Origin of the sequence: Pseudomonas frederiksbergensis (genome assembly GCF_000802155.2) — a bacterium.
Lineage (GTDB): Bacteria > Pseudomonadota > Gammaproteobacteria > Pseudomonadales > Pseudomonadaceae > Aquipseudomonas > Aquipseudomonas frederiksbergensis_A.
In genome coordinates this window covers 111,366-127,006 of sequence record NZ_JQGJ02000014.1, presented here as the reverse complement: position 1 = coordinate 127,006, position 15,641 = coordinate 111,366, and the positions used below count along the sequence as shown (strand labels likewise).

General features: G+C 61.5%; 11 protein-coding genes. 4 read left to right on the top strand and 7 right to left on the bottom strand.

What is annotated here, in order from left to right; all coding sequences use genetic code 11:
- Window positions 1–152: 152 nt before the first annotated feature.
- Window positions 153–752, bottom strand: coding sequence for an FMN-dependent NADH-azoreductase (locus JZ00_RS22250; RefSeq protein WP_039593365.1), 600 nt, complete (start codon window positions 750–752; stop codon window positions 153–155).
- 150 nt (window positions 753–902) lie between these two features.
- The gene (locus JZ00_RS22245; RefSeq protein WP_039593364.1) at window positions 903–1,217 is read right to left on the bottom strand and encodes a hypothetical protein; all 315 of its coding nucleotides are present in this window, start codon (window positions 1,215–1,217) and stop codon (window positions 903–905) included.
- 50 nt (window positions 1,218–1,267) lie between these two features.
- On the opposite strand from JZ00_RS22245, the gene JZ00_RS22240 reads away from it, so the two are divergent.
- The 4 genes from JZ00_RS22240 (at window position 1,268) to JZ00_RS22225 (ending at window position 5,495) form a co-directional block, all read left to right on the top strand.
- Entirely contained in the window at window positions 1,268–2,191 is a 924-nt protein-coding gene (locus JZ00_RS22240) for a LysR family transcriptional regulator (protein WP_039593363.1), read from the top strand.
- Window positions 2,192–2,205: 14 nt separating this feature from the next.
- Window positions 2,206–3,009 carry an alpha/beta fold hydrolase gene (locus tag JZ00_RS22235; RefSeq protein WP_039593362.1) on the top strand — a complete coding sequence of 268 codons (804 nt, stop codon included), beginning with the start codon at window positions 2,206–2,208 and terminating at the stop codon, window positions 3,007–3,009.
- Window positions 3,010–3,013: 4 nt separating this feature from the next.
- A complete protein-coding gene (locus JZ00_RS22230) occupies window positions 3,014–3,577 on the top strand; it encodes a peptidylprolyl isomerase (RefSeq protein WP_039593361.1) in 564 nt (187 codons plus the stop codon).
- 85 nt (window positions 3,578–3,662) lie between these two features.
- Window positions 3,663–5,495 (top strand): ABC transporter ATP-binding protein, encoded by a 1,833-nt coding sequence (locus tag JZ00_RS22225; RefSeq protein WP_039593360.1) that lies wholly within the window; start codon window positions 3,663–3,665, stop codon window positions 5,493–5,495.
- Window positions 5,496–5,559: 64 nt separating this feature from the next.
- On the opposite strand, the gene JZ00_RS22220 is transcribed toward JZ00_RS22225, so the two are convergent.
- The 5 genes from JZ00_RS22220 to aceK all read right to left on the bottom strand — a co-directional run bounded on the left by JZ00_RS22220 (window position 5,560) and on the right by aceK (window position 15,591).
- Complete coding sequence (locus JZ00_RS22220; RefSeq protein ID WP_039593359.1) at window positions 5,560–6,684, bottom strand: GNAT family N-acetyltransferase; 1,125 nt, start codon at window positions 6,682–6,684, stop codon at window positions 5,560–5,562.
- Window positions 6,685–6,811: 127 nt separating this feature from the next.
- Window positions 6,812–8,131: an OprO/OprP family phosphate-selective porin gene (locus tag JZ00_RS22215; protein ID WP_039593358.1), complete on the bottom strand. Its 1,320-nt coding sequence runs from the start codon at window positions 8,129–8,131 to the stop codon at window positions 6,812–6,814.
- 228 nt (window positions 8,132–8,359) lie between these two features.
- Window positions 8,360–9,481, bottom strand: coding sequence for a beta-ketoacyl-ACP synthase III (locus JZ00_RS22210; protein WP_039593357.1), 1,122 nt, complete (start codon window positions 9,479–9,481; stop codon window positions 8,360–8,362).
- 258 nt (window positions 9,482–9,739) lie between these two features.
- A complete protein-coding gene (gene hrpA / locus JZ00_RS22205) occupies window positions 9,740–13,651 on the bottom strand; it encodes an ATP-dependent RNA helicase HrpA (protein ID WP_039593356.1) in 3,912 nt (1,303 codons plus the stop codon).
- 218 nt (window positions 13,652–13,869) lie between these two features.
- Window positions 13,870–15,591, bottom strand: a complete 1,722-nt coding sequence (gene aceK, locus JZ00_RS22200) for a bifunctional isocitrate dehydrogenase kinase/phosphatase (protein WP_039593355.1) — start codon at window positions 15,589–15,591, stop codon at window positions 13,870–13,872.
- Between the last annotated feature and the right edge of the window lie 50 nt (window positions 15,592–15,641).

The following is a 15,641-nucleotide window of genomic DNA, read 5'->3' as shown; positions in this document are numbered from 1 at the left end:
CCCAGGCAAAAAAAGCCCGATCTCGCTAAAGCGTTCAATCGGGCTGATGCACTCAGGAGCAATAAGTGCAAAGGGAGGTTCGATGCGCAAAACGGTTTGAAGGGAAGCGCCGAGTCACTAGACCACTCGGCGATTATCCGAACATTAACGGCTCAGGCGACCTGGGAAAGCTTGGCGTTGGCCTGGTTCAACCCCTTCTCCTGGAAATCGCCGCCCAGGTTCATGCCCTCGGCATGGATGAAGGTGACGTCGTGGATTCCGATGAAACCCATCACTTGGCGCAGGTACGGTTCCTGGTGATCGGACGCGCCGCCAGCATGAATGCCGCCGCGAGCGGTGAGCACGAAGGCACGCTTGTCGGCCAGCAGTCCCTGGGGACCGGTGGGGGTGTACTTGAAGGTCACACCGGCACGCAGCACGTGGTCGAGCCAAGCCTTCAATGTACTGGGGATCGCAAAGTTGTACATCGGCGCCGCCATGACCAGCACGTCGGCGGCCAGCAGTTCGTCGGTCAGTTGGTTGGAGCGCTCCAGCGACGCGTTCTCGATGTCGTTGCGCTGCTCGGCCGGCTTCATCCAGCCACCCAGGAGATTGGCATCCAGATGCGGAACCGGGTTGACCGCCAGGTCGCGAACGGTGATTTCATCGGCCGGATGCGCGGCTTTCCACTGGTTGATAAAGGTCTGGGTCAATTGACGGGAAACCGAGTCTTGCTGGCGGGCACTGCTTTCGATGATCAGAACGCGGGACATGGCTTGTAGGCTCCATCTGAGAAGGTTGTAAGTCGATGGAGTGAAGGTTAAGCGCGATCATATCGATGAAAAAGCGCAAATAATTGCTGCAAAGCATCGATAAATTCGTTTATAAGCGGAGCATGCTTTTATGGCACTGCCCCGCCGCGGCTATTTCGGCTTGCAGGTCAGCTCGATGCGCAGCTTGATGATGTTGCGGTTGAACTTGGCGGTGGCGTTCTTGAACTTGCCGGCGGCGACTTCGATGGTGCGGGTGCGCGGCGCTTCCGGGCCGTTGCGAAACACCACTTTGCAGGTCGCATCGGTGCTGCCGTAGTTGTTGACCTGGATCGAGCCGATGTCGGCGTCGGTGTCGTAGGCGGTGTAGTCGATGCTCAGGCCGTTGAGGTGTTTTTCCACGTCGATCGGGTAGGCAAACGCAGTCAGCGGCAGCAGGGCCAGCAGCGCACAACAGATTTTTTTCATTCGGCAGTCTCCACCAAGGGACCGCCAGCTTAGGACAAGAGGAGCTCAATATGAAAGCGCCCCGCGTGACCCTGGATCAATGGCGAACATTGCAGGCGGTGGTGGACCATGGTGGTTTCGCCCAGGCCGCCGAAGTGCTGCATCGTTCCCAATCCTCGGTGAGCTACACCGTGGCTCGCATGCAGGACCAGCTCGGCGTGCCGCTGCTGCGCATCGATGGGCGCAAGGCTGTGCTGACTGAAGCCGGCGGCGTGCTGCTGCGCCGCTCGCGGCAACTGGTGAAACAGGCCAGCCAACTGGAAGACCTTGCTCACCACATGGAACAGGGCTGGGAAGCGGAAGTGCGACTGGTGGTCGACGCGGCCTACCCCAGCGCCCGCCTCGTCCGGGCGCTGACGGCATTCATGCCGCAAAGCCGGGGGTGCCGGGTGCGGTTGCGTGAGGAAGTGCTGTCGGGCGTCGAAGAAGTGCTGCTCGAAGGCGTGGCGGACCTGGCCATCAGCGGCTTCAGCATTCCCGGCTACCTGGGCGCGGAACTGAGCGACGTCGAATTCGTCGCGGTGGCCCATCCGGAACACCCCCTGCACCGACTCAACCGCGAGCTGAACTTCCAGGACCTGGAAAGCCATCTGCAAGTGGTCATCCGCGACTCCGGTCGCCAGCAACCCAGGGACGTCGGCTGGCTCGGTGCCGAGCAACGCTGGACCGTGGGTAGCCTGGCCACCGCCGCGACTTTTGTCGGCAGCGGCCTGGGATTCGCCTGGCTGCCGCGGCACATGATCGAACGAGAACTCAAGGAAGGCTTGCTCAAGCGTCTACCCTTGGAACAAGGAGGCAGCCGCAACTCGACCTTCTATCTTTTCTCGAACAAGGAAAAACCCCTGGGCCCGGCGACGCAGATCCTGGTCGAGCTGCTGCGCACGTTTGATACCGCGCCGCTGGATGCGCCATTCGCCGCCCCTGAACAAGCCTGACAAGGACCTTGCCGATGGCCTATTTCGAGCACGAAGGTTGCAACCTGCATTACGAGGAATACGGCCATGGCGCGCCCTTGGTGCTGGTGCACGGGCTGGGCTCCAGCACACGTGACTGGGAAAAACAGATCCCGGTACTATCCGCCCGCTATCGCCTGATTGTCATGGATGTGCGCGGCCACGGTCGGTCCGACAAGCCCCGCGAGCGCTATAGCATCGAAGGATTCAGCGCCGACCTGAGCGCGCTGATCGACCACCTCGACCTGGGCGCGGTGCATCTGGCGGGCTGGTCCATGGGCGGCATGATCTGCTTTCAACTGGCCGTGGACGAACCCGCGCGGGTCAAGAGCTTGTGCATCGTCAACAGCGCCCCCGAGGTCAAGGTCCGCACGCCTGACGATTGCTGGCAATGGTTCAAGCGCTGGAGCCTGATGCGCTTGCTCAGCCTGGAAACCATCGGCAAGGCCCTCGGCGCCAAGCTGTTCCCCAAGCCCGAACAGACCCAGTTACGCCTGGAAATGGCCCGGCGCTGGGCAACGAATGACAAACGTGCTTATCTCGCCAGTTTCGACGCCATAGTCGGCTGGGGCGTACAGGAACGTCTGTCGCAAGTTGCCTGTCCAACCCTCATCATTTGCGCCGACCACGACTACACCCCGGTGGCGCTGAAAGAGGCCTATGTAAAGCTGTTGCCTGACGCACGACTGGCAGTCATCGCCGATTCACGGCACGCTACGCCGCTGGATCAACCCGAACGCTTCAACCAAACCCTGCTCGAATTCTTGATCGCAATCGATTCCACTACTCAGGATCACTGAACCCATGCTGAAAAAAATCGCCCTCGCCGCCGGCTCCGTCCTCTTTGCCGCCAACCTGATGGCCGCGCAGCCGGCCAAGGCGCCGCACGTACTGCTGGACACCACCAATGGCCAGATCGAAATCGAACTGGACCCGGTCAAGGCCCCCATCAGTACCAAGAACTTCCTTGAGTACGTCGACAGCGGCTTCTACAACAACACGATTTTCCACCGGGTGATCCCGGGCTTCATGGCCCAGGGCGGCGGTTTTACCCAGCAGATGCAGCAGAAAGAGACCAAGGAGCCGATCAAGAACGAAGCCAGCAATGGCCTGCACAACGTTCGCGGCACCTTGTCGATGGCCCGCACTTCCAACCCGAATTCGGCCACCAGCCAGTTCTTCATCAACGTGGCTGACAACGCCTTCCTCGATCCGGGCCGCGACGCCGGCTACGCGGTGTTCGCCAAGGTGGTCAAGGGAATGGACGTGGTGGACATCATCGTCAATTCCCAGACCACCACCAAGCAAGGCATGCAAAACGTGCCGATCGACCCTGTGATCATCAAGTCGGCCAAGCGCATCGACTAAACCCGCAGGGCAAGCCTGGGCGGCATCGGCGATCCCGCGCCGCCCACAGCAAAAAAAGGAGAGCCCTGCCCGGGCTATGTAACCCATGGTTTATCGCCGTTTCGAAAAACTGATCGACATCTTCCGCGACGCCCCGACCTCGGCCCCGCCGAACCGCGTCCTGCCCTTCTACACCTATTACCTGAAACAGGTCTGGCCCAGCTTCGCCGCGCTGCTGGTGGTCGGCCTGATCGGCGCGCTGATCGAAGTGGCGCTGTTCAGCTACCTGAGCCGTATCATCGACCTGACCCAGGCCACGCCCAACGCAGACTTCTTCAAGCTCCACGGCCTTGAACTGGCCTGGATGGCCGTAGTCGCGCTGGTTTTCCGGCCGATCTTCGTCGCCCTGCACGACCTCTTGGTGCACCAGACCCTGAGCCCGAGCATGACCAGCCTGATCCGCTGGCAAAACCACAGCTACGTGCTCAAGCAGAGCCTGAACTTCTTCCAGAACGACTTTGCCGGGCGTATCGCCCAGCGCATCATGCAGACCGGCAACTCACTGCGCGATTCGGCGGTGCAGGCGGTGGACGCGCTGTGGCACGTGCTGATCTATGCCATCAGTTCCCTGGTGCTGTTCGCCGAAGCCGACTGGCGCCTGATGATCCCGCTGCTGATGTGGATCGCCGCCTACATCGGCGCGCTCTGTTACTTCGTGCCCCGGGTCAAGGAGCGCTCGGTGGTGTCGTCCGATGCCCGCTCCAAGCTCATGGGCCGGATCGTCGATGGCTACACCAACATCACCACCCTGAAGCTGTTCGCCCACACCAACTTCGAACAGCAATACGCCCGCGAGGCCATTGAAGAGCAGACCGAAAAAGCCCAGTTGGCCGGTCGCGTGGTGACCAGCATGGACGTGGTCATCACCAGCATGAACGGGTTATTGATTGTCGGCACCACGGCCCTGGCGCTGTGGTTGTGGACCCAGTCGTTGATCAGCGTCGGCGCCATTGCATTGGCCACCGGCCTGGTGATCCGCATCGTCAACATGTCGGGTTGGATCATGTGGGTGGTCACTGGCATTTTCGAAAATATCGGCATGGTCCAGGACGGCTTGCAGACCATCTCCCAGCCCGTCAGCGTCACCGACCGCGAGCAGGCCAAGCCGTTGGCGGTGGCCCAGGGCGAAGTGCGCTTCGAGCATGTGGATTTCCACTACGGCAAGAAAAGCGGGGTGATCAGCGACCTCAACCTGGTGATCAAGCCGGGCGAGAAAATCGGCTTGATCGGCCCATCCGGCGCCGGCAAATCCACATTGGTGAACCTGCTGCTGCGCCTTTACGACGTGCAGGGCGGGCGCATCCTCATCGACGGCCAGGACATCGCCCACGTCGGCCAGGAAAGCCTGCGCGAACGTATCGGCATGATCACCCAGGACACGTCGCTGCTGCACCGCTCGATTCGCGACAACCTGCTTTACGGCAAGCCCGACGCCAGCGACGCGCAACTCTGGGAAGCGGTGCACAAGGCCCGGGCTGACGAGTTCATCCCGTTGCTCTCGGACGCCGAAGGCCGCACCGGTTTCGATGCCCACGTGGGCGAGCGCGGCGTGAAGCTCTCCGGCGGCCAGCGCCAGCGCATCGCCATCGCCCGGGTGCTGCTCAAGGACGCGCCGATCCTGATCATGGACGAAGCGACGTCAGCGCTGGACTCGGAAGTCGAGGCGGCGATTCAGGAAAGCCTCGAGACGCTGATGCAAGACAAGACCGTGATCGCCATCGCCCACCGCCTCTCCACCATCGCCAGGATGGACCGGTTGGTGGTGTTGGAGAAGGGGCGCATCGCCGAGACCGGTAGCCATGCCGAACTGTTGGCCCAGGGCGGGTTGTATGCGCGGCTCTGGCAGCATCAGACGGGTGGGTTTGTCGGGATCGATTAGGTCCGTGCTGCACAAAATTCGTGGCGAGGGAGCTTGCTCCCTCGCCACGAAGTCTCGGACAGCTTCAGCACTGCCGATAAGGCAGTGCTGTCCTGGCCTCTTCGGCATACGCCATTACGCCCTCGTGTTCCCGCGCGAGAAAATCCGCCACCGCCGCTTTCAGGCCTGGATGGCGCAGGTAGTGCCACGAGCGCGTGATCACCGGCTCGAACCCGCGGATCAACTTGTGCTCGCCCTGGGCTCCGGCATCAAAACGTTGCAGGCCATTGGCAATCGCGTAATCCATGCCCTGGTAGAAACACGTCTCGAAATGCAGGCGGTCGAATTCCGCCAGGCAACCCCAATAACGCCCATAGAAACTGTCGCCAGCCTCTAGGCTGAACGCCATCGCCACCGGCCGTGAACCTTGCTTGGCCAGCACCACGCGAATGGCCTCCGGCATGCGCTCGGCCAGCAGGCTGAAAAAAGTGCGAGTCAGATAAGGCGCCTGCCGACGCACCGCGTAGGTGTTGGCGTAACAGGCGTAGACAAAGTCCCACTGCGCCTCGTCGAGTTGATGGCCTTCCAGCCACTCGAAATCGATACCCTGCCCCGCCACTTGCTCGCGCTCCTTGCGCATCTGCTTGCGCTTGCGGGAACTGAGGGCATCGAGAAAATCCTGGAAGTCCCGATAGCCGCGATTCTGCCAGTGGTACTGGCAACCGATCCGCTGCAACCAGCCCTCCTGCCCGGCCAGAGCCGCATCGGTGAAGGCATCGGTAAAATTGATGTGGGCACTGGAAAGCCCTTCGATCTCCAGATACCCCGGCAGGCTGCCCAGCAGCTCCAAGCCATCCTCCACACGCGCCGTCAACAGTCGTGGGCCAGTGACCGGACTGAACGGCACCGCTGTCAGCAGCTTGGGGTAATAGTCGATGCCGGCGCGGGCGCAAGCGTCGGCCCAGCCGTGATCGAAGACGTACTCGCCATAGGAGTGCCATTTGCGATAGCTGGGCAACGCCGCCAGCAAGCGCCCCTCTTCAATGTGCAGCAAGTGCTCGGGCTGCCACCCGGAATGTGTGCCCAGGCTGGCGCTGTCTTCCAGGGCTGTGAGAAAAGCGTGGCGCAGGAACGGTTGATTGACGGGCACCAACGCGTCCCACTCGTGTGGTGCGATGGCGGACAAGCTGTCCAAGACGTGAAGCGGCATGCGGTTCCCCGATATCCAGACGACGGATTGCGCGAGTATCGCCGATCCAGAATAAAAAAACCCCGCCGGAGGCGGGGTTCAAAGGAGCTGTAACGGATGAAAGTGCAGCGGTGTATCAGGTTACGATTTAGAACACGTACTGGGCGCGCATGACAAAACCGTCGCCGTCGTCGTCGCCGTTGCGGTTGGTCACGTTTTCGGTTTTCGCCTTGAGGTATGCGCCGGTGATCTTCACCGCTTCGTTGGCGTACCAGTTCACACCAAGGGTATGTACTTTGGCCTCAGCATCGCCCACATCGCGGGTCGCGGTAGCAGTGGTGATGTTGTCGTCTTCAACAGTCAGGCTGTCGTAGCGATAGAACATTTCCCAGGCACCGATAGACTTGTTCTGTGGTTTGATCGCGTCAAACTTACCCACTTTATAACCGCGCGATTCGCCGGTGAGGGTGTAGGCACCCTGAACGTAGAAGCCGTGGCCTTTGATGTCTTCGAAAGCTTCGCTGTCAGCCTTGGTCTTGCGAGTAACGTACTCACCCTGGATCGACGCAGGGCCCATGGCGAAAGCAGCTTCCAGGCCGAAAGCAGTGTCGGTATCGTAGGAACCGGCGGCCGAGTTGTTAACGCCACCCAGGAGTGGGCGGTTTCCATTACCGGTGGAGCCGCCAGCATCGTTGCCACCGAAGGTCTCGACGCCACGCATCCCCATACGGGTGCGATAACGGTTGTCAAAGACCGCGTCGGATACATCACGCGAAGCCACGTTCACACCAAAGTGCAACACGTTGCCAGCGTCGTGCATCGGTGCGAATACGAAACGACCGTTGGCCTGCTTGATGCTGTTGCCGTCAGTGTCGTTATTGTCCTTGCTGAACACCCCAGCGGAGGCATAGAACGAATCAGCGAAAGTACTGGAGGCCTGCAGGCCCAACCCTTGCTGATGACTGTTGGCCCACTCGACCATATCGTACGCCATGTTACGTTCAGGCGCGGTAACCCACTTGGAACTGGTGGCTTTTTCCAGGCCGAAGTCCGGGTCAAAACGGCCCACCTTGATCGAGACCGGCTTGAAACCGTTGTAGGCCAGGGACGCTTCGTCGAAATAACCGTCTTCCGAGGTACCGGCGTTGTGAGAGAAATCGTAGTTGATGGTGTACGCCCAATCCGTGTACAGCACGCCGGACAGTTCCAGGAAAGCACGACGGAAGTAGGCAGCGTCGGCGGTATTGCCGTTATTGGTGTACACACCGTCGAACTGGCTGTAGTCAGCCTGCAAACGACCGCCGAGCTTGAAGCTGAACTCTTTGTCAGTGGTAGCGACCTCCAGGCCGCCCTTGGTCTTGACCACGATATCGGCGCCGTCAGTGGTCACGGTGCCGGCGAAAGCCTGGGCGGTTACTGCCATTGCCAGAGCGCTGGCGGCAAAACCTGCGAAGTGCTTACGGATCATCGAAGAATTCCCCTAGTTGGTAGTCTATGCGTTAGAAAACACGCGGAACTGGGCCCGCTGGTGTTGGGAGGGGATCTTGGCGGGGGGGTGTGTCAGGCAAGTTGCTATCACATAAAGATTTTATGACAGCGGAACTTTTTACTTCGAAAGGGAATAACAAAAATGCCACAAAACTGTGGGAACGAGCTTGCTCGCTCCCACAGGAGTTTTATTGCGTTGGACGATGGATCAACGCTTGCGCAGGATCACGCTGCCAATCGAGTAGCCAGCGCCAAACGAGCTGAGCACCGCGACCGAACCGCTGGGCAGGTCGTCCTGGTACATGTGGAATGAAATCACCGAACCAGCCGAGCTGGTGTTGGCGTAGCGATCGAGGATCACCGGCGCTTCCTCTTCAGTGGCTTCGCGCCCCAACAGCTTGCGCACGATCAGCTGGTTCATGCTCAAGTTGGCCTGATGCAGCCAGAATCGCTTCACTTCGCCGACGTTCAGCTGGTTTTCCTCCAGGTGGGCGCCGATCAGTTCAGCGACCATCGGGCAGACGTCGCGGAACACCTTGCGGCCTTCCTGGACGAACAGTTTGTCCCGGGTGCCGATGCCCTCTTCCGCCGCGCGGTTGAGAAAACCGAAGTTGTTGCGGATGTTGTTGGAGAACTTGGTGAGCAGCTTGGTGCTGACCACGTCGAACTGGTACGGCGAGGTCGCCTGGTCCGCCCGCTCGATGATCACGGCGGTGGCTGCGTCGCCGAAAATGAAGTGGCTGTCACGGTCGCGGAAGTTCAGGTGGCCGGTGCACACTTCCGGATTGACCATCAGGATTGCCCGAGCCTGGCCCAGCTGCACGCTGTTGGCGGCGGCCTGGATGCCGAATGTCGCCGACGAACAGGCCACGTTCATGTCGAAACCGAAACCATCGATGCCCAGGGCTTCCTGGACTTCGATGGCGATGGCCGGGTATGGACGCTGCAGGTTGGAACAGGCAACGATCACCCCGTCGATGTCGGCGGCGGAACGGCCGGCGCGCTCAAGGGCTTGTTTCGCGGCGCCGACGGCCATTTCGCAGAGCACCGACCATTCGTCGTTGGAGCGCTCGGGAAGGCGTGGGGTCATGCGTTGTGGGTCTAGGATACCGTCCTTGTCCATGACAAAGCGGCTCTTGATACCGGAAGCCTTTTCGATGAACGCGGCGTTGGATTCGGTCAATGCCTCGACTTCGCCACGCTCGATGGCGTCGGCGTTGTCGGCGTTGAACTGCGCGACATAGGTGTTGAAAGATTGCACCAGCTCTTCGTTGGAGATGCTGTTGGCCGGGGTGTACAGGCCGGTGCCGCTGATGACGACGTTATGCATGGGTCGTGTCTCTGATCTGTTCAGGCAGAAAGTATTGGCACCGACGTACCAACACGCAAAGGGACTTTTCCCATCCGGGGGAAGCAGTCCTGGCATCGCTTTATTCCGATCCGCCCGTGACATTGAAGCGCAAAACCACGGGACCGGCATTTATAGGCGCGAAGTTTGCCATAAACGCTGGCGTTTGGCCCATTCTCCCTTACTTACGACACAAAACCCTGTGGGAGCGGGGATATGTGGTGTCGTCCAGTTATCTGATCACCCTTCCACCAACCCCCACTGCTTGCCCAGGCGCTTGTCGGAAATCGGCACCTTGGTGCCCAGCTGCTGGGCGAACAGCGACACGCGGTATTCCTCAAGCCACCAGCGATACAGCTCCAGTTGCGGGTCACGCTTGCCTTCCTGGGCGTGCTTGCTGGCGCGGGCCTGGTATTGCGCCCAGAGGTTCGACAGTTCGCCACTCCAGACCCGATCTTTCTGCACTTGGCTGCCCAGCTTCTCGAAGCGCTGCTCGATGGCCTTGAGGTAGCGCGGCAGCTCCTTGAGCCATTGGTGCGGAGTCTCCCGCACGAAGCCTGGATACACCAGGTGACTGAGCTGTTGCTTGATGTCGTTCAGCGCCACGGCCTGGGCCAGGTCGATCTTGCCCTTGAAGCGCTTTTGCAGGCCATGCCAGAGCTTGAGGATGTCCAGGGTCAGCTTCGCCAGGCGTTCGGCGTGCTCGGTCCAGCCGCCGCGCTTGCGTTCGGCCAGGGCCGCCAGCGCGGCACCGTCACGGGGCAGGCTCGGCTCGCCTTCGAGGATGCAACTGTCGAGGCTGGTCAGAAGGATGTCTTCCACCAGACTGTCGATACGTCCCAGCTCACGATAAAGCAGGCCCAACTCCGTCAAACCCGGCAGCTTGCCACGGAGGAATTTCGCTGATTCGGCCAGTTGCTGCATGAGCAAGCGCTGCAAGGCACGGCGATGCTGGAACTCGGCTTCGGCCGGGGTCGGGAAGCGCCCTTCCTTGACCACGCCGCCCTCTTCCACCAGCGCCGGGTAGACCGTCATCGACAGGCCGGCGATCTTCTGCTGGGTTTTCTCGGCCACCGGCGCGAAGACTTTCGCCTCCACCGGTTCCTGGTTTTTCGCCGTTTGCGGCACCGCCAATGCCGCCTGGCTGGCTTCGGCAAACCGCGCCGTCAGTTCGGCCAGGTCTCGCCCCTCGCCGAGGAACTTGCCCTGGCCATCGACGATTTCCAGGTTCATGCGCAAGTGGCTTTCCACCTGCTGCGCCGCTTCGGCCCAGGCTTCGTCACTGACCCGCGCGCCGGTCATGCGCAACAGCTCACGGCCCAGCGATTGAGGCAGCGAGCCCTCGGCAAACGTGATGCGTTGCAGCGCCGCCTTGACGAAGTCCGGCACCGGCACGAAGTTCTTGCGCAAGGCCTTGGGCAGGTTGCGCACCAGGGCGATGCACTTGGCCTCGATCATCCCTGGCACCAGCCATTCCAGGCGTTCCGGCGGCAGCATCGGCAGTAGCGGCGCCGGTACCCGCAAAGTCACGCCGTCGCGGGGATGGTTGGGCTCGAAGTGGTAGCTCAACGGCAAGGTCAGGTCGCCAACACGCAAGGTGTCGGGATACTGATTGGCCGTTACCTCGCTCGCCTCGCGGGCCAGCACATCTTCCTCGCGCATGACCAGCAACTGCGGGTCTTTCTGGCTGTTGATCCGGTACCAACTGTCGAACGTCGCGGTCTGGTGGATCTCGGCGGGCAGGCGCGCATCGTAGAAGGCGAACAGGGTTTCCTCGTCCGCGAGGATGTCACGGCGACGAGCCTTGGCTTCGAGCTCGTCGAGTTGTTCCAGCAACCGCGTGTTGGCGCTCAGGCACTTGGCCTTGGACTGGATCTCGCCGCGCACCAGCGCCTCGCGGATGAACAGCTCACGGGACACCACCGGGTCCACCGGCCCGTAGTGCACCGGCCGGCGACCCACGACGATGAGCCCGAACAGGGTGATCTGCTCATAGGCCACCACTTGCCCGCGCTTCTTCTCCCAATGAGGTTCGAAGTGGTTTTTCTTGATCAAATGCCCGGCCAGCGGTTCGATCCAGTCCGGTTCGATCTTGGCCACCATGCGCGCATACAGCTTGGTGGTTTCCACCAGCTCGGCAGTCATCAGCCACTGCGGGCGTTTCTTGCCCAGGCCCGACGAGGGGTGGACCCAGAAGCGTCGCTGGCGAGCGCCGAGGTAATCACCGTCTTCGGTTTTCTGGCCGATCTGGCTCAACAGGCCCGACAGTACGGCCTTGTGCAGTTTCGGGTAGTCGGCCGGATCCTTGTTGAGGCTCAACTGCATGTCGCGGCAGATCAGGCTCAACTGGCGATGGGAATCGCGCCACTCGCGCAGGCGCAGATAATTCAGGAAATTCTTGCGACACCAGTTGCGCAGCGGGTTGGCGGTCAGGGCCTGGCGCTGCTCTTCGAAACCGCGCCATAGATTGACCAGCCCGGCGAAGTCCGAGTCCGCGTCCTTCCACTGGGCATGGGCCTGGTCGGCGGCCTGTTGGCGCTCGGGCGGACGCTCGCGCGGGTCCTGGATCGACATGGCGCTGGCGACGATCAGCACTTCCTGGAGACTGCCCAATTTTGCCGCTTCCAGCAGCATGCGGCCCATGCGCGGGTCCACCGGCAGGCGCGCCAACTGCCGACCCAACGGCGTCAACTGGCTGTTGCGGTCCACCGCCGAGAGTTCTTGCAGCAGGTTGAAACCGTCGCTGATGGCCTTGCCATCCGGCGGCTCGATGAACGGGAAATCGGTGATCTCGCCGAGGCGCAGGTGCAGCATCTGCAGGATCACCGCCGCCAGGTTGGTGCGCAGGATTTCCGGATCGGTGAATTCGGGCCGGCTGAGGAAATCTTCCTCGCTGTACAGCCGCACGCAAATCCCCGGCTCGACCCGCCCGCAGCGGCCCTTGCGCTGGTTGGCGCTGGCCTGGGAAATCGCCTCGATGGGCAGGCGCTGGACCTTGGCGCGATAGCTGTAGCGGCTGATGCGCGCGGTGCCGCTGTCGATCACGTAGCGGATGCCTGGCACGGTGAGCGAGGTTTCGGCGACGTTGGTCGCCAGCACCACGCGACGGCCCGGGTGGGACTGGAAGATGCGTTGTTGTTCGGCCGGCGACAAGCGTGCATAGAGCGGCAGGATTTCAGTGTGCTTGAGCTGGGCCTTGCGCAGCATCTCCGCCGCGTCGCGAATCTCCCGCTCACCCGGCAGGAACACCAGCACGTCACCGGGACTGCGGCGTTCGCTGCGCTCATGGGCGGCGATTTCGTCGAGGGTGGCGAGGATCGCCTGGTCGACGGTCAAGTCGTCCTCGACCCGGTTGCCCTCCTCGTCCTGCTCCAGGGTCAGCGGGCGATACCAGGTTTCCACCGGGAAGGTGCGGCCCGAGACTTCGACGATTGGCGCGTCATCGAAGTGCTTGGAGAAACGCTCCAGGTCGATGGTCGCCGAGGTGATGATGACTTTCAGGTCGGGGCGGCGCGGCAGCAGGGTCTTGAGGTAGCCGAGCAGGAAATCGATGTTCAGGCTGCGTTCGTGGGCTTCGTCGACGATGATCGTGTCGTAGCGTTCGAGGTAGCGATCGTTTTGGGTCTCGGCCAGCAGGATGCCGTCGGTCATCAGCTTGATCAGGGTGTTGGCGTCGCTCTGGTCTTCGAAGCGCACCTGATAACCCACCAGCGCCCCCAACGGCGTGGCCAGTTCCTCGGCCACGCGACTTGCGACGCTTCGGGCGGCAATGCGGCGTGGCTGGGTGTGGCCGATCAAGCCCTGCTGGCCGCGGCCGATTTCCAGGCAGATCTTCGGCAACTGGGTGGTCTTACCCGAGCCGGTTTCGCCGGCAATGATCAGCACCTGATGCTTGAGCAGCGCCTCTTTGATCTCGTCGCGCTTGGCGGCGATCGGCAAGTTGTCGTCGTAGCGAATCGACGGCACGCTCGCCTTGCGCGCCAGCACCTGGTCGCACGACGCCTGCATGCGTGCCACCCATTGGGCCAGCTTGGCCTCGTCGGGTTTCTTGCGCAGCTCGAGCAACTGCCGCCGCAACCGGTGGCGGTCAGCAAGCATGGCGTGGTCGAGGTTTTTCAGCAGTTTGTCGATTGCAGGGGCTTGGTCAGTCATCAGGTACGCAAGGGTCGTCGGTTTGAGCAAGGGGGCGATTGTCGCAGATTTGCGCACAGGACGCTGCGCGGTGGCGCTTTCGTGGCGAGGGAGCTTGCTCCCGCTCGACTGCGAAGCAGGCGCCTGGATTTAATGCCGGCCATCAAATCGCCGGGGTGCGCTTCGCACACCAGCGGGAGCAAGCTCCCTCGCCACGGGGAATTCGTTCAGCCGCCGAGTTATTCGCTGTCCAAGTCCTTGCGCCGATACGGGAACACGTCGATCACCTTCCCGGCCCGAATCGCCTCTTGCAGGCCTTTCCAGTAATCAGCGTTGTACAGCTCGCCGTGCAACTGGTCGAACAGCTTGCGCTGCCCCGCGTCGGCGAACAGGAACGGCGGGAATTCCTCAGGGAAGACGTCCAACGGCCCGATGGAATACCAGGGCTCGGACGCCATTTCATCTTCCGGCGTGCGCGGCTGGGGAATGTGCCGAAAATTGGCTTCGGTGAGGAAGCAGATTTCATCGTAGTCGTAGAACACCACGCGGCCGTGGCGGGTCACGCCGAAGTTCTTGAGCAACATGTCGCCGGGGAAGATATTGGCGGCCGCCAGTTGCTTGATCGCCAGGCCATAATCTTCCAGTGCCTCGCGCACCTGGGCTTCGCTGGCGCTTTCCAGGTACAGGTTCAGCGGGGTCATCCGACGCTCGGTCCAGCAGTGGCGAATCAGCACGGTGTCGCCTTCCACCGACACCGTGGAAGGCGCCACCTCCAGCAGCTCCTCCAGGCAGGCCGGCTCGAACTTGCCCAGGGGAAAACGGAAGTCGGCGAACTCCTGGGTATCGGCCATGCGCCCGACCCGGTCGACGCTTTTCACCAGGCGGTACTTCTCGATGACCGTGGCCCGGTCGACGTTTTTCGACGGCGAGAAACGGTCCTTGATGATCTTGAACACGGTGTTGAAGCCCGGCAGCGTAAACACGCTCATGACCATGCCACGCACGCCCGGCGCCATGATGAAGCGGTCGTCGGTGTTCGCCAGGTGATTGATCAAGGCCCGGTAGAACTCCGACTTGCCGTGTTTGTAGAACCCGATGGAGGTGTACAACTCGGCGATGTGCTTGCCCGGCAGGATGCGCTTGAGGAAACCGATGAACTCGGCGGGCACCGGCACGTCCACCATGAAGTACGAGCGGGTGAACGAGAAGATGATCGACACCTGCGCCTCGTCAGTGATCAGCGCGTCGATCTGGATGCCCCGACCCTCACGGTGCAAGAACGGGATCACCAGCGGCCACTGATCATCACGGGTATAGATGCGCCCCACCAGGTAGGCGCCCTTGTTGCGGTAAAGCACCGAGGAAAACAACTCGACGGTCAGTTCCGGGTCCTTGCAGACCCAGTCCGGCAGGTTCTCGCGCAGTTGGCTTTCGAGGCGTTGCAAGTCGCCGGGCAGGTCGGCGTAATCCTCGCTGAAGCGATAATCGGCGAAGATCGCCGCCAGCATCTTGTCCAGTTGTCCTTCGGGTTTATAGATGCGGGTCTGGGCTGCGCGGGCACGACGCAGGCTTGGCCGGGTCGTGTGGATGAACATGGTGCCGTCGCTGATCAGGTCATGGCTGAACAGGCCGCAGAAAATCGAGTTGTACCAGGTCTCCGACAATTCATCGTCAAAACGCAGGTCGATCAAGCTGATATAGGCGCTTTTCACCAACGGCCAGCAACCGACGTCCATCAAGGCTTCGGCCTCGAAGGCCTGGCGCAACCTGGCAACGGTTTCGAAGACTTTCTCTTCATACAGATTGATGCGCGCCGCCGAAGCCGCCTGCGCCTCCAACCATTGGGCCTGCTCGAACCGGGCGCGGGCGCCGTCGGTGATCTGCCGGAAATGCTCACGATAATCGTCGAAACCGTCGAGGATCGAACGGGCGATATCGGTGGCGGGCCATGGCTGCGACATAGGGTAAACCTCGGCGGGTCATGCTTGTTATTGGCGACTGAGCTTAGAGG